Annotated in this window: 17 protein-coding genes; 2 read left to right on the top strand and 15 right to left on the bottom strand. The window is 67.2% G+C overall.

The window, feature by feature from the left end:
- Positions 1 to 23: 23 nt before the first annotated feature.
- The 5 genes from CQY20_RS19500 to CQY20_RS19480 all read right to left on the bottom strand — a co-directional run bounded on the left by CQY20_RS19500 (position 24) and on the right by CQY20_RS19480 (position 7,997).
- The gene (locus CQY20_RS19500) at positions 24 to 356 is read right to left on the bottom strand and encodes a TfoX/Sxy family protein (protein ID WP_097941730.1); all 333 of its coding nucleotides are present in this window, start codon (positions 354 to 356) and stop codon (positions 24 to 26) included.
- Between the two features lie 94 nt (positions 357 to 450).
- Positions 451 to 2,799, bottom strand: coding sequence for an endopeptidase La (gene lon / locus CQY20_RS19495; RefSeq protein ID WP_097941729.1), 2,349 nt, complete (start codon positions 2,797 to 2,799; stop codon positions 451 to 453).
- A 399-nt stretch (positions 2,800 to 3,198) separates the two neighbouring features.
- Complete coding sequence (locus CQY20_RS19490; RefSeq protein WP_097941728.1) at positions 3,199 to 4,206, bottom strand: esterase family protein; 1,008 nt, start codon at positions 4,204 to 4,206, stop codon at positions 3,199 to 3,201.
- A 192-nt stretch (positions 4,207 to 4,398) separates the two neighbouring features.
- Positions 4,399 to 5,799 (bottom strand): mechanosensitive ion channel domain-containing protein, encoded by a 1,401-nt coding sequence (locus CQY20_RS19485; RefSeq protein WP_097941727.1) that lies wholly within the window; start codon positions 5,797 to 5,799, stop codon positions 4,399 to 4,401.
- Positions 5,796 to 7,997, bottom strand: a complete 2,202-nt coding sequence (locus CQY20_RS19480) for an adenylate/guanylate cyclase domain-containing protein (protein WP_207767301.1) — start codon at positions 7,995 to 7,997, stop codon at positions 5,796 to 5,798. Before CQY20_RS19480 ends, CQY20_RS19485 begins: the two co-directional genes overlap by 4 nt.
- Before the next feature lie 38 nt (positions 7,998 to 8,035).
- Between CQY20_RS19480 and CQY20_RS19475 the strand changes: the two genes are divergently transcribed.
- Complete coding sequence (locus CQY20_RS19475; RefSeq protein WP_097941726.1) at positions 8,036 to 8,488, top strand: DUF1810 domain-containing protein; 453 nt, start codon at positions 8,036 to 8,038, stop codon at positions 8,486 to 8,488.
- Positions 8,489 to 8,501: 13 nt separating this feature from the next.
- On the opposite strand, the gene CQY20_RS19470 is transcribed toward CQY20_RS19475, so the two are convergent.
- From CQY20_RS19470 to CQY20_RS19450, 5 genes are read right to left on the bottom strand one after another with little or no spacing between them, the layout of a single operon-like run.
- On the bottom strand, positions 8,502 to 9,806 hold the full coding sequence (locus tag CQY20_RS19470) for an alpha-amylase family protein (RefSeq protein ID WP_097941725.1): 1,305 nt from the start codon (positions 9,804 to 9,806) through the stop codon (positions 8,502 to 8,504).
- Positions 9,803 to 10,297 carry a nucleoside deaminase gene (locus CQY20_RS19465; protein WP_097941724.1) on the bottom strand — a complete coding sequence of 165 codons (495 nt, stop codon included), beginning with the start codon at positions 10,295 to 10,297 and terminating at the stop codon, positions 9,803 to 9,805. Before CQY20_RS19465 ends, CQY20_RS19470 begins: the two co-directional genes overlap by 4 nt.
- A 21-nt stretch (positions 10,298 to 10,318) precedes the next feature.
- Complete coding sequence (locus tag CQY20_RS19460) at positions 10,319 to 11,989, bottom strand: tetratricopeptide repeat protein (protein WP_097941723.1); 1,671 nt, start codon at positions 11,987 to 11,989, stop codon at positions 10,319 to 10,321.
- Positions 11,925 to 12,974, bottom strand: a complete 1,050-nt coding sequence (locus tag CQY20_RS19455) for a hypothetical protein (protein WP_097941722.1) — start codon at positions 12,972 to 12,974, stop codon at positions 11,925 to 11,927. The genes CQY20_RS19460 and CQY20_RS19455 overlap by 65 nt, the downstream gene beginning before the upstream one ends.
- 33 nt (positions 12,975 to 13,007) lie before the next feature.
- Positions 13,008 to 13,583 carry a TetR/AcrR family transcriptional regulator gene (locus CQY20_RS19450; RefSeq protein WP_097941721.1) on the bottom strand — a complete coding sequence of 192 codons (576 nt, stop codon included), beginning with the start codon at positions 13,581 to 13,583 and terminating at the stop codon, positions 13,008 to 13,010.
- Positions 13,584 to 13,813: 230 nt separating this feature from the next.
- Here CQY20_RS19450 and CQY20_RS19445 point away from each other — a divergent pair, with 230 nt between their 5' ends.
- Entirely contained in the window at positions 13,814 to 14,449 is a 636-nt protein-coding gene (locus tag CQY20_RS19445) for a PaaI family thioesterase (protein WP_097941720.1), read from the top strand.
- Positions 14,450 to 14,457: 8 nt separating this feature from the next.
- Here the strand turns inward: CQY20_RS19445 and CQY20_RS19440 are convergent, their stop codons facing one another.
- The 5 genes from CQY20_RS19440 to CQY20_RS36105 all read right to left on the bottom strand — a co-directional run bounded on the left by CQY20_RS19440 (position 14,458) and on the right by CQY20_RS36105 (position 18,246).
- The gene (locus CQY20_RS19440; RefSeq protein ID WP_308494405.1) at positions 14,458 to 16,431 is read right to left on the bottom strand and encodes an FUSC family protein; all 1,974 of its coding nucleotides are present in this window, start codon (positions 16,429 to 16,431) and stop codon (positions 14,458 to 14,460) included.
- A 63-nt stretch (positions 16,432 to 16,494) separates the two neighbouring features.
- Positions 16,495 to 16,824 (bottom strand): ScnB, encoded by a 330-nt coding sequence (locus CQY20_RS19435; RefSeq protein ID WP_097941718.1) that lies wholly within the window; start codon positions 16,822 to 16,824, stop codon positions 16,495 to 16,497.
- Positions 16,821 to 17,513 (bottom strand): thiocyanate hydrolase subunit gamma, encoded by a 693-nt coding sequence (gene scnC / locus CQY20_RS19430; protein ID WP_097941717.1) that lies wholly within the window; start codon positions 17,511 to 17,513, stop codon positions 16,821 to 16,823. The genes CQY20_RS19435 and scnC overlap by 4 nt, the downstream gene beginning before the upstream one ends.
- The gene (locus CQY20_RS36110; RefSeq protein WP_337425501.1) at positions 17,510 to 17,824 is read right to left on the bottom strand and encodes an SH3-like domain-containing protein; all 315 of its coding nucleotides are present in this window, start codon (positions 17,822 to 17,824) and stop codon (positions 17,510 to 17,512) included. Before CQY20_RS36110 ends, scnC begins: the two co-directional genes overlap by 4 nt.
- Entirely contained in the window at positions 17,821 to 18,246 is a 426-nt protein-coding gene (locus tag CQY20_RS36105) for an SH3-like domain-containing protein (RefSeq protein WP_097941715.1), read from the bottom strand. Before CQY20_RS36105 ends, CQY20_RS36110 begins: the two co-directional genes overlap by 4 nt.
- Between the last annotated feature and the right edge of the window lie 276 nt (positions 18,247 to 18,522).

Here is an 18,522-nt window from a genome sequence, read left to right as displayed (position 1 = left end):
GCTGCCATCGAGAAACCTGGCGCTCACTTGGGCGGTAGCGATTTCGCGTAGCCGACGCCGCGGTCCACCCACGACTTCAGCTGTCGTTTGGTCTTGACGCCGTCGTCGGTGACGCGCAGCCAACCGCGAAACTCGCGGCCCGCCATCACCATTGGTTCGACGTGTTCGCGGGCGACCAATTTGTCGGTTTCGGCGCGCGGTACCCGCACCATCAGCCCGCCGTGGCCACTGGCCACCACCGACATGTTGCCGTTGACCAGAAACGCCAATCCGCCAAACATGGGCTTTTCTTCGACGCCCTGTTCGGCGGCAACGAGTTCGCGGATTCGGTTGGCGAGGTCTTCGTCGTAGGCCATGGGCTGACGGTAGCCCTGATTCTTGCGCTGAGGGTCGTGCGGAGCTTTCCGATCACGACCCTCAGCGCAGACTCGAGAGGGGCCCGGCCCGGGATCAGGCCGCCGCGGGTGTCTCCTGCGCGGCGACCGGCTCCAGGGCCTGCTTGACGATGTCGGCGACGTCGGTCATCAGCTTGACGTCCAGCGTCTCCAACACCTCGGCCGGCACGTCGTCCAGGTCGGGCTCGTTGCGTTGCGGGATGAAAACCGTTGACAGACCGGCCCGCTGGGCGGCCAGCAGCTTCTGCTTGACGCCGCCGATCGGCAGCACCCGGCCATTCAACGTCACCTCGCCGGTCATGCCGACATCGGCGCGCACCTTGCGCCCGGTCGCCATCGACACCAGCGCGGTCACCATCGTGACACCCGCAGACGGACCGTCCTTGGGCACCGCGCCCGCAGGCACGTGCACGTGGATCTTGCGATCCAGCGTCGCCGGGTCGACACCGAGCTCCTTGGCGTGGGCCCGCACGTAGGACAGCGCGATCTGCGCCGACTCCTTCATCACGTCGCCGAGCTGACCGGTCAGCTGCAGGCCGGGCTCGCCGTCGGTGGCGGTCGCCTCGATGTAGAGCACGTCGCCGCCCATGCCGGTGACGGCCAGGCCCGTGGCCACGCCCGGCACCGCCGTGCGCTCCGCCGATTCCGGCAGGAACCGCGGACGGCCAAGGTACTCAACGAGATCGCCCTCGTCGACCACGACGGGCGTGATCGGGGCTTCGCCGCCGGATTCGGCTTCGGCGATCTTGGTGGCGACCTTGCGCATCACCTTGGCCAGCAGTCGCTCGAACTGCCGCACGCCCGGCTCGCGGGTGTAGTCGGCGGCGATCTTGCGCAGCGCAGCCTCGGTCACCGTGACCTCGTCCTCGGTCAGCGCGGCCTTCTCCCGCTGCCGCGGCAGCAGGAAGTCGCGGGCGATGGCGAGCTTGTCGTCGGCGGTGTAACCGTCGATCTCCACCAACTCCATCCGGTCCAGCAGCGCCGAGGGGATGTTCTCGACGACGTTGGCCGTCGCCAGGAACACCACGTCGGACAGGTCCAGATCCAGATCCAGGTAGTGGTCGCGGAACGTGTGGTTCTGCGCCGGGTCGAGCACCTCGAGCAGCGCCGCCGCGGGGTCGCCGCGGAAGTCGGAGCCGAGCTTATCAATCTCGTCGAGCAGCACCACCGGGTTCATCGATCCCGCCTCGCCGATCGCGCGCACGATGCGACCGGGCAGCGCGCCGACGTAGGTGCGCCGGTGCCCGCGGATCTCGGCCTCGTCGCGCACGCCGCCGAGGGCGACGCGAACGAACTTGCGACCCAACGCGCGTGCCACGCTCTCGCCGAGCGAGGTCTTGCCCACACCGGGCGGACCGACCAGCACCATCACGGCGCCGGAGCCGCGGCCGCCGACGACGGTCATGCCGCGCTGGGTCCGCCGGGCCCGCACGGCCAGGTATTCGACGATGCGGTCCTTGACGTCCTCCAGCCCGTGGTGGTCGTTGTCGAGGATCTCGCGGGCGGCCTTGAGGTCGGTCGAGTCCTCGGTCTTGACGTTCCACGGCAGCTCGAGCACGGTGTCCAGCCAGGTGCGGATCCAACCGCCCTCCGGGCTCTGTTCGCTGGTGCGTTCCAGCTTGGCGACCTCGCGCAGCGCGGCCTCGCGGACCTTCTCGGGCAGGTCGGCCGCTTCGATGCGGGCCCGGTAGTCGTCGGACCCGTCGGGTTCGCCCTCGCCGAGCTCCTTGCGGATCGCGGCCAGCTGTTGACGCAGCAGGAACTCCTTCTGCGTCTTCTCCATGCCTTCGCGGACCTCTTCGGCGATCTTGTCGTTGACCTCCACCTCGGCGAGGTGGTCACCGGTCCACTGGATCAGCGCGCGCAGCCGGTCGTCGACGTTGGGCGTCTCAAGCAGCTGCCGCTTCTGCACATCCGACAGGTATGACGCATAGCCGGCGGTGTCGGCCAGCTGCGCCGGGTCGGTCAGCTGGTTGACGAAGTCGATGATCTGCCACGCTTCGCGGCGCTGCAGCATGGCCAGCAGCAGCTTCTTGTATTCGGCCGCCAGGGCGCGGGTCTCGTCGGTGGGCTCGGGCTCTTGCACCTCGGTCACCTCGACCCACAGCGCCGCACCGGGACCGGTCGTGCCGGTGCCGATGTGCGCCCGCCGCTCGCCGCGAACGACCGCGGCCGCGTTGCCGCTGCCCGCGAGCCGGCCGACCTGGACGATCGAAGCCAACACGCCGTAGGTGGGGTAGCGGTCATCGAGCCTCGGCGCGATCAGCAGCCGGCCGTTGTTACTGGCCTGTGCGGCGTCTACAGCAGTGCGCGCGGCGTCGTCGAGTTCGATCGGCACCACCATGCCGGGGAGCACGATCGGTTCCTTGACGAACAGAACCGGCACTGAGATTGGTTCAGGCATCGATACCTCCAAAGTTAAGCCTGTCCGACTCAACTCTGTGAGGCGCCCGTTTGTTCCCATCGGCGTCATCGGCCGCGCGATTGCCCTTCATCCGTCGCGAGACGGCATCCAGACAGGCCCTTACTCGCACTTCCGCTGCCGAGATTCCGTTTCGCGGTGGAGCCGAGATGAGTGCCTTATGCAACGGCCTCGACAGCGGCGCGAATCCCCGCATCGCCGAGAGCTGAACGTGGGCCAGTGGCGGCGAGGCTCTTCTGTCGCGAAACGGAATCCACGCGGGCCTCCACTCGCGCTTTCGCTGCGCAGATTCCGTTTCGGCGCAGATGGGATGGATGAGCCCCCAATAGCAGTGAGCCTGCCGCCGGGGGAGCGACAGGCCCACTGGAGGAAGGGGTGCTGTTACGCGGAGGTGGGGGACGCGCCCAGCACCCGTTGGAGGTCGGGCTTCATCTGCTCGAGCTGCTGACCCCAGTAGCCCCAGCTGTGTGTCCCGGTCGCGGGGAAGTTGAACACCCCGTTCTGCCCGCCCGCGGCGACATACGCGTCGCGGAAGCTGATGTTGGTGCGCAGCGTGAACCCTTCCAGGAACTGCGCGGCCATCAGGTTGCCGCCGTCGTTGCCCGTGTCGAGTTCGGCCGGTGTGCCGTTACCGCAGTAGATCCAGATGCGGGTGTTGTTGGCGACCAGCTTGTCGATGTTGACCATCGGGTCGTTGCGCTTCCAGGCGGGATCCGACGATGGGCCCCACATGCTTTCGGCGTTGTAGCCGCCCGCGTCGTTCATCGCCAGCCCGATCAACATCGGCCACCAGCCCTCGGACGGGTTGAGGAAGCCCGACAGCGACGCTGCGTAGATGAACTTCTGCGGGTAGTAGATCGAGTAGGTCAGCGCGGTGCTGCCCGCCATCGAGATACCCACAACGGCGTTGCCGTCCTCCGACACGCCCTTGTTCGCCGCCAGGTACGCGGGCAACTCCTGCGTCAGGAAGGTCTCCCACTTGTAGGTGTAGTCCTGCCCGTTGCCCCGCGACGGCTCATACCAGTCGGTGTAGAAGCTGGACATGCCGCCGACGGGCATGATGACCGACAGGCCCGAGCCGTAGTACCACTCGAACGCCGGGGTGTTGATGTCCCAGCCGTTGAAGTCGTCCTGCGCCCGCAGACCGTCGAGCAGGTACACCGCGTGCGGCCCGCCGCCCTGGAACTGCACCTTGATGTTGCGGTTCATCGACGGCGAGAACACTTCGAGGTATTCGACGGGAAGACCCGGGCGGGAGAAAGCATTAGCGGTCGCCGCCCCTCCGGCGAAGCCGATCATGGCCGGCAGCGCCGCTGCCACCAAGGCGCTGGCCGCTAGCCGGCGCATCCATCTGTTCCGGCGGTCCCGGAACCTCTCTGTCCACTTCATAACGGCAACCCACCTTTCCAATTCCTTGCCACAGACATTGCCGTCGCATTGCGTGCGCAAGTGAAACATCTGCAACAGCAGTCACAGCCGTACCAACACGGGGTTGCCACATCGCGAATGGCTAACGATTACGACTCGGCGCGGACTCGGTCAGTGTGACCTGCGCAAAGACCGTCCAACGGCACGAAACGGCTAGTTGGCCGCCGTCGTGACCGCGCGGCTGATGTCGGCTCGTCGATCTTCGATGGCGCGGCCGATGACCTGCAGCAGAACCGGTTTGCGCCCGACGAGTTCCTCGATGCGCTCACGCCCGAGGTGCAGCACCGTGACCTCGCTCAGCGCGCGCGCCGACGCCGTCACGGGCTCGCGGGTCAAGGCGGTCTGGCCGAGGAAATCGCCGGCCTCCAGGGTGCGTACGTCGACCACGCCGCCGTCTTCAGTGGCGGCCTCCAGCCGGACCCTGCCGTTGACGATGAACATCATCCGCTTCGGCACGTCGCCGACGATCTGCAGGTATTCGTCGGTGCCGTAGCGGGCGAGCCGGGCGTGGGGGAGTAGCGCGTCGGCCTCGTCCTGGGTCAACCGCAGCGTGGGCGCGATGATCGCGAGCGATCGGCTGACCCGCTCGGGGGTTTCGAACTCGTCCTCGGCCTCGTCCAGATGCAGACCGGCCCGCCGCGAGGCGTACCAAACCCAGCGCAGGAATGTCACTTTGGCGGCGAAGTCGTCGGCGGGCGAGCGCACCGGGATCGACGTCGTGTACTGCAGTCCGCCGACGGCGTGGCTCGACGGTGTCCCGCCCGGCCGCAGTTGCGGCAGCCGTGACGCCACCGTGTTCAGCATCGCGCAGACATCATCGCGCGGATCGTCGACCGCGAATACCGTGGTGACGCTGAACGTATGGCTGCCATGCGGCCTGCTGTGGTTGGTGAACGAGGCCGCAGCCAACGCCGAGTTCGGCATGATCTGCAGACCGGTGCCGGTATCGATATGTGTTGCCCGCCAATTGACTTCGACGACGCGGCCGCGCACGGTGGACGTCTCGATCCAGTCGCCGAGCTGAAACGGCTGCTCGAACAGCACCAGAAGCCCCGAGATGATCTGGCCCACCGAGTTCTGCAGTGCCAGGCCGAGCACGATGGACGACACGCCCAGCGCGGTGAACAAACCGCCGACGTTGGCGCCCCAGATGTAGGCGAGGATCAGCGCAGCGCCGACCGCGATCAGCGCGAAGCGCGCCACGTCGAGGAAGATCGACGGAATCCGCTTGCGCCAGGACCCTTCCGGCGCACCCTGGAACACCGTCGCGTTCAGTCCGGACAGCAGCAGGATGAGGACGACGACGCAGAACACCGTCGACACGATGCGCACCGGCGTGGCGTCGCCGGACACCTCGATGGCCTGCACGAGAAGCAGCAGCAGCACGCCGAGCGGCAGGATGTAGTTGCGCAACAACTGAACCGGCCTGGCCAGCAGGCTGCCCCGGCGGCGCAGCGCGTTGTGGATCTCGGTCAGCAGCACCAGCACGACGGGAAAGCCCACTGCGAGTGCGACCGCCCAGAAGAACCACGGCGCACTCAGTGCGCTGCTCACGGTTCACGCTCCGTCAACCGCCAGATGGGTTCTGTCCCCTCGTCACCGGAGACCTCGCCCGCTGGGGTGAAGGTGCGGGTGTCGCGCATGACGTCGTGGACGCGCGAGGTGACGTAGATGCCGGGCTGCAACGACCCGCTCTGCACCTGATAGGCGACATTGACGGCCGAGCCCCACATGTCGTAGGCCAGCGTCTTGCGCCCGACAAGGCCGCTGCTGACTGTGCCGGTGTCGATGCCGGCCCGCAGCTTCAGGTCGTGGCCGGTTTCGGCGCTGAATCGTTCGACCACGCGCTGTATTTCAACCGCGAAGTCCACGGTGCGGCGCACATTGTCCAGCCGCGGCACGCTCAGTCCGCAGCTGGCGAGGTATCCGTTGTGTAGCGTGCGCACCTGCTCGACGCCGAGATTCTCTGCCGCCGCGTCGAACTGGCGGGTCAGCTTGTTGACGATCGCCAGCAACTGATCCGAGCTGAGTTGCAAACTGAGCTCCGACAGCCCGATGACGTCGGCGTAAATCACGGTCACGTTCTGGTGGTCCTGGGCGATGGTCTCCTCGCCGTCGCGGTAGCGTTGCACCACCGTTTCGGGCATCAGCGACAGCAGCAGGCGGTCGTTCTCGCGTCGCTGTTCGGTGAGCAGTTCCTCCTTGATGGCCAGGTTGCGGCTCATGTCGTTGAACGCGTGCGTCAAATCGCCGAACTCGTCGCGGCTCTGCACCGGCAGCGTGACGTGGTAGTCGCCGGCGCTGATCTGCTGGGCGCCGGCCTCCAAGCGGCGGATCGGCCGCACGAACAGCCGGGCGAGGACCATCGCGGCCAGGCAGACCACGAAGATGATCACCGCGGTCGACAACACCAGGGTGCGGGTGAACGCAGAGGTCGGCGCAAAGGCTTCGGCCGTGTCGATTTTGGCGATCACCGACCAGTTCAGGCCCGGCAGGTTGACGGGCGCGTAAGCCTGCAGCGTTTCATGCCCGAGGTAGTCGGTCGTGATCATCGTTCCCTCGCGGCCCTGCTGCGCCAGCCGGGTCGCCTCCGACTGCACCGGCTGAACCAGCGTGGTGCCGCCGACCCGGATGGCCTCATCGGCGACGCTAGGCGGCGTGCCCGCTTCGACGACGTCACGCTTGTACTGTTCGGGGTCCTCCAAGAACAGCCGCGAGTCAGACCGCATCAGATCGTCCGGACCGACCAGGAATGTCTCGCCGGTGCGGCCCATCCCGACGGCTTCCCACCTCTTGTCGGCGGTCATCAACCGATTGATCTTGGAGATCGGAAACTGCAGTGCCAGTACGCCTTCCACCCGGCCGCCCTGACTGACCGGGGACATCATCCACGCGGTGGGCTCGTCGGCGGGCTGGTACGGGCCGAAGTCGGTCACGCCGACGTAGTCGACGGTGTTAGACGTCAACGCCTTCCGGTAGGCGTCTTCGATGTCGGGTTCGCGGTACGGGCCGTCGTAGATGTTGCTGCCCAGATCGACGTTCTTGTACGCCGAGTAGACGATGTTGCCGCGGGTGTCCAGCAGCAGCGCGTCCTCGAATTCGAAGCGATTCACGATTTCCCGGAAGAAGTCGTTGAACCGCGCGTTGGCCGCCGACCACGCGCTGCCGTCGCGGGCGTCGTCGAGGTCGATCGCCTTGCCGGCGCCGCCGGTCGGCACGGTGTAGTAGGCCTGCAGATACCGTTGCGCGTTGGAGTCGGGCAACAGTGCTTCGATGTCGACGCGGTTGCCGTTGTGATCGGCGCCAGGCTTTTCGAACCGCTCCTTGTAGAAATTGACGATCGCCTGCCACTGCGCCGGACTGATCGTCGAGTCGTTGAGTTCATCGAAGCCGGCCGTGAAAGCGCGCAGCGCCTGAATGGTCGTCTCGCCACCGGTGTACGTGATGAGCGAATTTTCCAGGTCGGCGAACTCGGACTCCAATTGGCGGGTCTGCGACGCACGGATCTCGGTGAGCCGGTCGAAAACCGAGGCCCGCAGCGAAGACCTGCCCGACTGGTACCCGATGGCTCCCACGACCGCCGCCGACAGCACGCTCGTCACCAGAAGCATGGCCAGCACCTTGGATTGGATGCTGATCCTCGACAACACGCGATGGCGGAGTTTCGGCGGCTGTGACGCGGACTCGGCCCGCGACCGGTTGTCCGAATCGTTGGTGACTGTCGTAGAAGTCGTAGATGTCGTGGATGTCATTGAAACCCGAACATTAGCTTGGAAAACTTGCTAACAGGATGAATGTGGGCGAATCGTTGTCAAGCTCGCAACCGGATCCGTTCGATCTCGAGCGCTTCGTCAGAGCGCAGAACCCGGTGTACGACGCGGTGCTCGACGAACTTCGCGCGGGTCGCAAGACATCCCACTGGATGTGGTTCGTGTTTCCGCAGTTGCGCGGGTTGGGCAGCAGCCCAACGGCAGTGCGGTACGGGATCTCGTCGGCCGATGAGGCCCGCGCCTATCTGGTGCACGACGTACTCGGCCCCCGGTTGCGGGAGTGCGCACGGTTGGCGGCCCGAATCGAAGGCCGCACGGCCGAGCAGGTGTTCGGCTGGCCGGACAACCTCAAACTGCGCTCGTCGATGACGCTGTTCGCCCGCGTGACCGACGACAACGCCGACTTCGTTGCGGTGCTGGACAAGTTCTACGGCGGGCAGGAGGACCCGGCCACCGTCGAACGGCTGTCCTGAGAATTGCCCCGGCCTATTCCGGCGCGATGATCAGCCAGCCGTGCGGCTCGATGCGGGCCTGGGAGATGACATCCTGCGGCGGCGCCCCCGACCCCGCGGCGACCCGCCCGTTCTCGACCCCGATTTCGCCCAGCGAGAACGACATTGGGGCCTCGTCGATATTGAGGGCGACGATCAGCCGGTCCGATCCGGCTTGGCTGGTGTAGACGTACTGCGTGTTGCTCAGCTTGGCGGCCGACGTTCTCGCGGTGTGCAGCCACGGGTGGCGCCTGCGCAGGCCGATCAGATACTGGTGCAGCCGGAAGATGTCGTGACCCTGCGCGTCGACACCCATGAGGGGAGTGGTGAATTCGGGCCGCACGGCGTCGTCGCCGCCGAACCGTTCCTCTTTGACTCCGCGGTAGCCCGCTTCGTCGCCCGCATACACGCTCGGGGTGCCGCCGATGGTGAACAGCAGCACCAGCGCATGTTCTATGTGCCGGTTATTGACGAGCTTGCTGGCGATCCGGGTGACGTCGTGGTTGCCGACGAAGGTCATCGGCACGAAGACATCGAGGAAGTCGTTGTGGCGCTGCAGCGCCCAGTCGAGCTCGTACAGATTACCGTCGTTCAGGCTGCTCCAGATCGCCTTCCACAGCTCGTATTGGGTGACCGAGTCGAAGCCGGAGTTGCGGACACGCGCCGAGTAGTCGCCGTGGATGACTTCGGCGACGAAATAGGCGTCGCTGAATTCGGCGCGCACGGCAGGCAGCACGCGGGCCCAGAACCGGTCGGGCACTGCGTAAGCGGCGTCGAGGCGCCAGCCGTCGACGCCCCGCCTCAGCCAGTGCTTCATCACGTCCACGGTGTAATCGACGACCTCCGGGTTGTCGTGGTTCAGTGCGACCAGTTCGCCGTGCCCCTCGAACGTCTCGAATTGCTCGCCGTTGTAGCGGAACCAGTCCGTGTCGCCGTCGGCGACGGCCTGGCGGTAGCGGGGGAAGTCGGTGCCGACGTGGTTGAAGACGCCGTCGAGTAGCACCCGCAGGCCGCGCCGGTGCGCCTCGGCGACCAGTTGGTCGAAGTCGGCGTCGTCGCCGAGCCGCCGGTCGATCCGGTAATGGTCGGTGGTGTCGTAGCCGTGGGTGCGGGATTCGAAGATCGGGCAGAGCGCGATGCCCGACGCGCCGAGTTCCACGGCGTGGTCGAGCCATTCGACGATGCGGCGCAGACGGTGTTCGTCCGGACCCGGCGGCGGGTCGGCGGGATAGGCGCCGACGAAGCCGAGCGGATACACCTGCCACCAGATGGCGTGCTCGACCCAGCCCGGCTCGGTCATGACGCGGATCCCGACAGCCGAAACTTCGCTTCGTAGAGCGACTTCATCACCTCGGCGAATTCGGCGGCGGGCCCGTCGACCGGCACGCCGGGGGCGATCGTCGTGATCGGCAGCGTCGCCACGGGCGGCGGCGGCGCGCCCCATTCGGCGAGCCACTGGGCCAGTTGTGCGCTCGAGGTGGCGTACACGATGCGGCCCAAGCCGACCCAGCCGTGGGCGGCCGCGCACATGGGGCAGTGCTCGCCGGAGGTGTAGACGGTCGCTTCGGCCCGCTCCGCGGGCGCCATGTTGGCCGCCGCCCACCGCGCGATCGCGAACTCGGGGTGTCGGGTGGCGTCGCCGTCCTTGACCCGGTTGCGGTCTTCGAACAGCGTGCGGCCGTCACGGCTGACCAGGACCGAACCGAATGGTTCGTCGCCGTCGTCCAATGCCGTGCGTGCCAGTTCGACGCACCGACGGAGCCGGCCGAGGTCGTCGTCGCTGATCGCCACAGCGCGGAGTTTACGCAGTGATCACGCGGCTTCGAGCCGGCAGGCGCAGGAGGCCTTGATCGGCACGTCGGCGCGGGCCACGGCCAGCGCCAGTTGTTGGCCGATGATGTTCGCCTCGGCGGTGCGGCCCAGCCTCTGCAGGCACTCGTGGTAGCCGTGCAGGCTCCACACGTTGCCCGGATGCTGGCACGGCCGGCTCAGGGTCGGGTCGAGACCGAGGTCGGCGGCGTACACCGCGGCGGCCTCCTCGACGCGGCCCTGCTCGAGCAGCAGCGCGCCGTAGGCGTGCCGGGTCGGCTGCATCCACCCCCACGGCTCGTCGTAGGGCAGCGTGTCGTCGAGTTCGATGGCACGACGCAGGTGTGCGAACGCCTCCTCGAAACGCCCCTCTCGATACAGGATCTCGCCGTCGAGCATCTCGCGGGCGACGGCCAGGATGTCGCGGGCGGTGTTGTTGAACAGGTAGCGGCTCTCGGGAATCCGGTCGTAGGCGGCGGCGAAGGCCGAGCGTTCGGCGTGCGCCTGGGCCAGCTGCCCCTTCGCGGCGTGCGCGACCCCGCGGCCGTAGTGAATGGTCGCGGTCGTGGTGCAGTACAGTTCGGGGTCCTCCGGGAGCGGCTCAGCGATGAGATCGTCCCATCGGCCGAACCGGACCAGCACGTGAATCCGCAACGGCACGAACGCTTCGAGCCAATCGGCCATCGGCGGTGACTCGATGCGCAACAGTTCGCTGGTGAGCTGCCCAGCAAGCTCGTCGGCGGCCTTCGGCGCGGTCGCCGAATTGCCTTCGAACATCGCCGAGTAGACCACGAAGTGTAGGTTGTGGGCGCGGTAGAGCGAGTAGAAGTTGAGCGGGCCCTCACGCTCGACGAAGCGCTGATCAGCCTGCGCGGCAGCAAGATTCGCTACGATCGAGCTGCGGTAGTCCCCGCACAGCACGTCGATGTGGCTCGGCATGTGCTGTAGGTGTCCGGCGTCGGGCACCAGGCCGCGCAGCAGGTCAGCGGCCGGCAGCGCGTCCTGCGGGTTGGCCGACATCTCCATCGTGTGCAGATATAAATGCAAGACGCCGGGGTGTCTGCGGCCAGCCTCCGTGCGCAGCGCGTCGTCGAGGATGCGCTTGGCCTCCACCACTCGTGAGCCGGGCGCCGGTTCACCAGTTCTGGTGTCCCACAACGCCCATGCGGTGACGTTCACCAACGCGTCCGCGGCCAGCGCCTGCACGTCGATGTCGTCGGGGTAGGCCGCGGCCAGCTCCGCCATCGCGTCCGCGTAGCGGGAGTGGCCTTCGGTCAGCGCGTCGGTGTCGTTCGGGTCGTCGGTGGGGAACCTGGCCTGCAGCGCCGTGATCAGCTCGCGCTCGACGGCCGACGCGCGGCCGTTTTCGGCGAGGCTGAGCTCCTTCCTGGCGCGCGCCAGTGACGTCGCGAGGTCGACGGGATCGAATGCCTCCCAGGCCTTGTTGTAGTTCGGGCCCACGGAATATGCGATGCCCCAACGGACAATGGCCAAGTCGGGGTCGTGTTCAAGTGCGCGCTCGAAGCACCGGATCGCCTCCTCGTGGTTGAACGCGTAAGCCCACACGAGTCCGCGATCCACCCACGTCTGCGCTGCGGGCGCCGACGTGTCAATCGGTCGGTGATAGGAGCCGAGGTCGTAGTAGGGGTCGGTCTCGGTCAGCGAAACGGTCATAGGTCGCAGCATAATTAACGCGCGAGGCAGTTGCGATGGCCGCGAGTAGGGCGCCCGCCGCGCCCCACACCAGCAGGGTGGCCAGCGGTGTCCAGGCGCCGTTGCCGTCGAAGTACTGGATGCTGCGCAGCAGCGCCACACCTGAGCCTTGCGGAACGATCGAGGTGAAGGTGGCATAGAAGGGCGACAGCAGCGGCCGCCCCACCGGGCCCGCGGCGGCGGCGTTGCCGACGACCACGAGGAACAGGGTGAGCAACGCCGAAGCGGCCGTTCCGAACGCGGCCGCGACACCGGTGACCGCACCCGCCACCGCCATCGAATACAGCCACAGCGCGCCGAACACCGCCACGGTGTGGCCCGGCAGTGCGCCGAGAATGCCATCGACGTACAGCGTCACCACTCCGGCCAGCAGCGCCGAGTAGCCGGCCAGCGAGCAGGTCCGCAGCAGGAAGGTGGCGGGCCTGTGCACCCTGCCCATCAGATAGCCGAACAGCGTGGCGCCTACGGACGCGCCGATCGAGATGAAGATGATCGCGTAGAACTCGACGGTCCCCGACGGATCGGCCGCCGACGTCGGTGCGACGTCCTCGATAGACGTGGAAAATCCTGCGCGGGAGGCGATTTCTCCTCCGACATTCTCGGCGGCGGTGGCGACGCTGCGGCCGCCGCCGCTGGCGACGTAGACCTTCATCTCACCGGTCGGGGTGACGACGAACGCGGTGTCGGCTGACCGGTCCAACACCTGTTGGCGTGCGGCGGCGCCGTCCCCGACGACGTTGACCGCCAACGCATCCTGGCCGCGAATCGCGTCGACGACCTGTGGCGGCGCGGCCACCGCGACGGTGAGATGGTGCAGGGCGGGCCTGGCGAAGGCGCCGGAATAACTTGCGACCATCGCGACGACGAACGCGGTCAGCGCCAGCAGCGCGAGCACCAGTGTGCGGATCCCGGAGCTCCGTGTCTCCGGTGTTGCGTGTCGTGCCATCGGTAAGCCTTTCTGGGTCAAGCGAAGTCGATGTCAGCGTGCGCCGGCCGATATGCCAAGCAGCGCGCCGACGGTGTCCAGTGCCGCGGCGGCTCTGCCGCGCAGGTCGGTGGCGTCGGGGTCCTCCATCCACGACCGCAGCACCTCCATGAAGCCGCCGACGAGGAATCGGCTGACCGACTCCGGGGTGAGCGCTGCGACGGTGCTCACCGCGGGCATGGCCTCGGCAGCGATCTGCTCACACGCTGGTGCGAGCTCGGCGCGAAACGCAGCAACCACGCGCAACGTAACCGCGCTGGGCACCACGTTGCGGTACATCGCGCGGTGTTCGGCGGCGAGGTCGAACAGCGCCAGGATCCGCGACCGGGGATCGCCGGCGATGTGGGCGGTGGCCGCCGCAAACGCCGCGGTGAACGCGTACGCGACGGCGTCGTCGCGGTCGGCGAAGTGTTGGTAGAAGACCTGGCGGCTGACCCCGGCGCGGCTGACGATGTCGCTCACGGTCAAGCGGTCGACCGGCCCCTCGTGCGCGAGCGCAAACGCGGCGTCCCGAAGCAGGGCGCGGACCCGTTCGGCCCGGGGGTCGGCGCTGTGTGTGCGAGCGGCCATGGAATGCAGCGTAACCCAATTCGTAGACATATGACCACGACAATTTAGGTAATCTAAGACACGTCATCGGCCCCGTGTGACACCGACCGCCCCACTTTTCCCCGCGAGCAGACACTAAAGTCCGCCCCGACCTGGACTTTTGCGGGCACGAGCGTCTGCTCGGCAAGGTGGGGGTGAGGTGAGGGCAGGTGGGTTCGACAGCTGGACTAGAAACATGTTCTAGTTCAGGGGTGCTTGAGTTCACCCACATCGGTGACGTGACGTCCGACGAACTCGACCGGATGCGCGCGGTATACGAGCCGCTGGCCGAGTCGGTCCGCGCGCTCGTCGACGCGACGATCCGCACCGAGGTCGACGCCGACGAGGTGGCCGCGGTCAAGGCCGAGATCGACGCCGCGACGGCGAGGCTGCGCGCCAAGCAGATCGACGGCGCGTTCGGGGTGCGTTACACCAGCGACGGCGAAAGCATGGCGTGGGGCAACCCGGTGGTCGGCGTCGGCAATCCGATCGCACCGCCGGTGGTGATCCGGCGCGATGACGCGGGACGGGTGTACACCGACTTCGAGATGGGCGCGCCCTACGAGGGGCCGCCGGGTCATGTGCACGGCGGAATTTCGGCGCTGGTGCTCGACCACGTGCTGGGGGAGGCGGCCACCGACGGGACCATGCCGCGGTTCACCGGCACGATCACGATGCGCTACCTGCGCCCGACGCGGCTGGGCCGGTTGCATGCCGAAGCGCAGACCGACCGCGTCGAGGGGGTCAAGACCTTTGTGGTCGGCCACCTCGCCGACGACGAAGGCATCACCGTGGAAGCCGAAGGCGTGTTCATCACGCCGAAATGGGCTCGCGGCGAAGGCGAATAGGCCCCTCGCTACGAGGCCGCCCTGTCACGCTCGTCGACGGTGATGTCGGCCAAACTGCGTGTGATGGCGCCGATCTCGGCGACGAGGGCCCGTGCCGCTGACTCATCGGATGCGAGCTGCGCCGCGGCCTCGCGCAGTTGCCGTTCGGCGACGGCCAACTGCTCGGTGTCGACGCTCCACGGCGCGGCGGGGGTGGGTGGATCGCCGCGCAGGACTTCGACGAACTCGTCGACGGCCAGCACGAACTCGCGGCCCAGCGTCTCCGACGGGTGCGCTGGCAGATTGGCCTCGAGCGCCGCACAGGAACTGGTGACGGCGTTGAGCCCGGCGCGGTATGACCGCATCCACCGCCGCAACTCCCGCGACTCGATGCGGGTGGCGCCTGCGGCCGCCTCGAACGCCGCCCGGGCACGGAAGGCCCGTTGCCATGCGGCGGCCAACGTGTCCGACGGGTTTTCCAGGTCGTGCACGAAAGCCTTGATAACCGTTGCCGCATAGTCGATTTCGGTCTTCAGCAGTTCGCCGGCGCGCTGCCGCAGCCGGATCAACGCGTCGTCGGGCACCAGCACGTGGGCCAGCACGGCCAACGCACCGCCGATGGCGACGGCGAACACCACGTCGCTGACCGAAGCGGGCGGGGTACCGCTGATGTCGAGCACCGACGCGATCGTCGCGGCGAAGCCCGCCGTCGTCGCGATGAAGCCGAAGGCTGCCACCGCGTGGGTGAGGGCGAGGAACGCCACAGCCAGCAGCGCGGCGGCCAGGCCGGTCGGATGCCAGAGCGCTGTCAATGCCGAGGCGACCACGACACCGACGCAGATGGCCGCGACCCGACCGACGCACCGCGTGTAGGTGTGGGCAGTCTCCGGCCGCGTGACCAGCAGCACGGTCAGCGGAATCCAGTGACCGGCGGGCACCTCCGCGAAACGGGCCAGTGCGGTGCCGGCCGCGGCCGCCCCGGCGAGCCGGACAGCGTGGCGGGCTATCGGCGACTTGGTGTTGAGGTGCGAGTAGGTGAGTGCAGCCGCCCGTCTCACCGCGGCCGTCCAGTCCGAGAGTCGACGCCTGCCGAAGCGAAGCCCGTCCGCGCGGTGCAGCTGGCGGGAAAGCCGCTGCGCCACTGCGGCTTCCGACATGGTCACCGAGGTCGCGGCGGCGTCGGCGCCCTTCAACGCGTATTCCGCGTCCCGGCGGGCGGCCCGGCTCTGCTCGGCGATCGCTGCCAACGTGTCGGCCGCCGCGGTCAGCAGGTCGCGGATCGCGTCGTGTCCGTCGGCCTTGCCGCGCAACGCCATCAATGTCTTGGCGATCTGGTCGGGCAGCGCGTGCCAGTCCCGGTACGCCGGGGTCGGGCGGCTGGGCGCGGTGTCGTCGTTGCTGAACGCTTCCTTGAGTTCCAACAACTGCGACGAATCGACCTTGGCGTCGGGATCGGTGGCCAACCGCCGCGCATCGGCGCTCAGCGATCGGTACACCTTGCTCAGCGCTTCGCGTTCCCGGCGCCACCGTCGCGGCGGCCGCACCGCGATCAGCGCCGCCTGCGTCAATCCGGCGAGCAGCGCGAACAACGCCGACACTGCGGCGGCCCACGCCGACGCGGGCTGCTGGATGACGAGCAATAGACTTGCCGCTCCGGCGATCAGACCGGCGGGCGCGCCGACCGCCCACTGCATGCCCGCGACGAAACACCACAGTGCGATCACGCCGATGAAGACCAGGGTGACACTCGACGCCAGCGACCCGATCAACACGGCAGCGCCGAGTTGAACCGACACGGCGAGCACGACCGGGATGCGGCCGATCGGGTTGTTGTCCTGCAGCGCGATGGCCCCCGCTATCGCGCCGGCGGCCGCGGTGGACGTCGCCGCGCCTGCCGGGCCGAAATACAGCGCCACCGCGGCGAGTACGAAAACAGCCAGCAGGCTGCGAGCGACCGCACCGTGGTTCGGCACGGCCAGCCGCAGTGCCTGGCGGTTGCTCACACGATCATTCTGACCCGAGCGAGGTCGCATCCGGGTCAAGCTGCCACGTCGATCCGTCGGCGATTACGCGCGGTTGAGCCGCTCCCGAATCAGCTTCATGCGGTCCCGCAGTTCGTCTGGCGTGAACGCGCCGCGCTCCATCAACTCGTGCGCGGTCACCACCGCGGATCGGGCGTGCACGGGAAAGTCGCGATAGGTCGTCTCGCCGAGCGCATCTTCGGCATGGCGACGCTCGAGGTTGTCCAGCGTCCCGCGCCACGAGAGGCACTCACACGTCGCCTGCATGGCCGACTCCCACGGATCGGGTCTGCGCTCCAGTTCGGGCAGCGTCTCCTCCCGCCGCGCATCCGTCGGCAGCGCTTCCAGCAGCACCTCGTAGGGGTTGTCGCTCATGCGTTGACCTTCGCCCCAGACGGCGGCCCTGACGCCGTCCAATCCACTTGCGGCAGTGCGACACCGATCATCGTGTCGCGGGTGACGATCGCCGCAAGCTGCTCCTCGGACCAACCCTCGGTGCCTTCCGGGCGCATCGGCATCACCATGAAGCGCGACTTCTGATTCGAGTCGTGGACACGGACTTCCACGTCGGGGCCGAAATGCAACCCGAATTCGGCGAGCACTTCACGCGGCCACCGCACCAGGCGCCGACGGTAGTTCGGCGTGCGGTACCAGTCCGGCGACATCCCCAGGACCGGCCGGGGATAGCAGGAGCACAGCGTGCAGACGATGACGTTGTGCACCGTGGGCGTGTTCTCCAGGACGTAGAAGTAGGTGTAGTCGCTGGGAGTGCCCTCACCGGTCGGGTCGAGCCAGTCGATGCCGACCTCCTTGCAGGCTTCGGTGCCGTCGGCGAGCAGCCGTGCCTTGAACTCCGGGTCGGTCCACGCCTTGGCGACGAGCCTGGATCCGCCGCTCGGCCCGATCGATTCGGCCCATTCGGAGAACCGGCGATGGTCCTCCTCGGAGAACAGGCCCTTTTCGATGGCCAGCTCACGAACGGCGCGTTCCAGGATCTCGAACTCGCTGAGCTCATTCGAGGTTTGGATCGGATCGTGTGCACCGTGGTCGTGGTCGTGGCTCATGCCTGCTCCTCCTTCGCCGGCTCCAGCCAGTGCTCGGAAAACTCGGTCTCTAAGGTGTCGATGTCGAAGCCGGTGTAGTTCGGCCACAGGTCCTTCTGGCGGAACCGGACGACGTAGAACGGTTCGAGCCGCCCGCCGCGCTCCGGCGTGTCGCGGCCCCAGGCCTCGTCTTCGGGAATGACCCATTCCGGCCTGTACTCGACGACGACGCCCGTCTTACCGCGGGTGAACGCCTGGGTGCGGGTGTGGAACAAACTGGTGCCGTCACGAACGGTGACACGGTCGCCGATCGCGTACTTGTATTGGGTCACGCTCTGGTCTCCGTTCGGGCGCGCACCTCGTCGATCTTGGCGGTCAATTCGTCGGGAGTGATCAAGCCTTTATTGATCAGCACTTTGGCCGCAACCGTGGCCCACCGCGCGTAATAGGGCAGCCCGAAATACAGCGTGGCGCCTAGGTCATTTTCCGCACGACGACGCTCCTCGGAATTCCACGCACCGCGCCAGCCAAGGCATTCACACGTCACATAGGTGTTCATTTCCCAGTCCTCTTCCTTCTTTTCCTTGAAGGGGAGGGGCATGTCGATCTGGCCGCCGACGTCGTGCAGGACATGGCGAAGCGCCGCGTACAGCTCGTTGGAGATTTCGTACGGCGAATCCAGCGGCTCGCGATACACGGGCGCGAGATCGGCAACGCGGGCCGAAAGGGAATCGAAATTGGCGGGCGGAGACACAACACCTCCATCGGTAGGCGCTCGGCGGTTAGCTGCCGTAACCGTATCGCCTCCAAGCCTGCTGCGCGGTGTATTGCAGGAGGAAAGAAAACGATAGAAATCTTCGCCGGCGTCAATCAGCTGCACACCGATATCTCTGTCGGGCAATTGATTCCACCGTCCGCAGTCGTCATGCGCACTCGACGGCGCGGCCACATTCACATTTACCCGCGTATGGACTCCGCGTTGCCTATAGTCATTCGCTAACGGGCGAAGGCGAGTTCGTCGGAAAACATG

The organism is Mycolicibacterium agri, from assembly GCF_002553505.1.
In the GTDB taxonomy this organism is placed as follows: domain Bacteria; phylum Actinomycetota; class Actinomycetes; order Mycobacteriales; family Mycobacteriaceae; genus Mycobacterium; species Mycobacterium agri.
Note: the sequence above shows the minus strand (reverse complement) of the source record. Positions and strands in the feature narration are given on the sequence as shown.

Excerpts from the sequence above, each read along its gene's own strand:
- CQY20_RS19500 (WP_097941730.1), bottom strand. The coding sequence starts at position 356 with ATGGCCTACGACGAAGACCTCGCCAACCGAATCCGCGAACTCGTTGCC.
- lon (WP_097941729.1), bottom strand. The coding sequence starts at position 2,799 with ATGCCTGAACCAATCTCAGTGCCGGTTCTGTTCGTCAAGGAACCGATC.
- CQY20_RS19490 (WP_097941728.1), bottom strand. The coding sequence starts at position 4,206 with ATGAAGTGGACAGAGAGGTTCCGGGACCGCCGGAACAGATGGATGCGC.
- CQY20_RS19480 (WP_207767301.1), bottom strand. The coding sequence starts at position 7,997 with ATGACATCCACGACATCTACGACTTCTACGACAGTCACCAACGATTCG.
- CQY20_RS19475 (WP_097941726.1), top strand. The coding sequence starts at position 8,036 with ATGAATGTGGGCGAATCGTTGTCAAGCTCGCAACCGGATCCGTTCGAT.
- CQY20_RS19470 (WP_097941725.1), bottom strand. The coding sequence starts at position 9,806 with ATGACCGAGCCGGGCTGGGTCGAGCACGCCATCTGGTGGCAGGTGTAT.
- CQY20_RS19460 (WP_097941723.1), bottom strand. The coding sequence starts at position 11,989 with ATGACCGTTTCGCTGACCGAGACCGACCCCTACTACGACCTCGGCTCC.
- CQY20_RS19455 (WP_097941722.1), bottom strand. The coding sequence starts at position 12,974 with ATGGCACGACACGCAACACCGGAGACACGGAGCTCCGGGATCCGCACA.
- CQY20_RS19450 (WP_097941721.1), bottom strand. The coding sequence starts at position 13,583 with ATGGCCGCTCGCACACACAGCGCCGACCCCCGGGCCGAACGGGTCCGC.
- CQY20_RS19435 (WP_097941718.1), bottom strand. The coding sequence starts at position 16,824 with ATGAGCGACAACCCCTACGAGGTGCTGCTGGAAGCGCTGCCGACGGAT.
- scnC (WP_097941717.1), bottom strand. The coding sequence starts at position 17,513 with ATGAGCCACGACCACGACCACGGTGCACACGATCCGATCCAAACCTCG.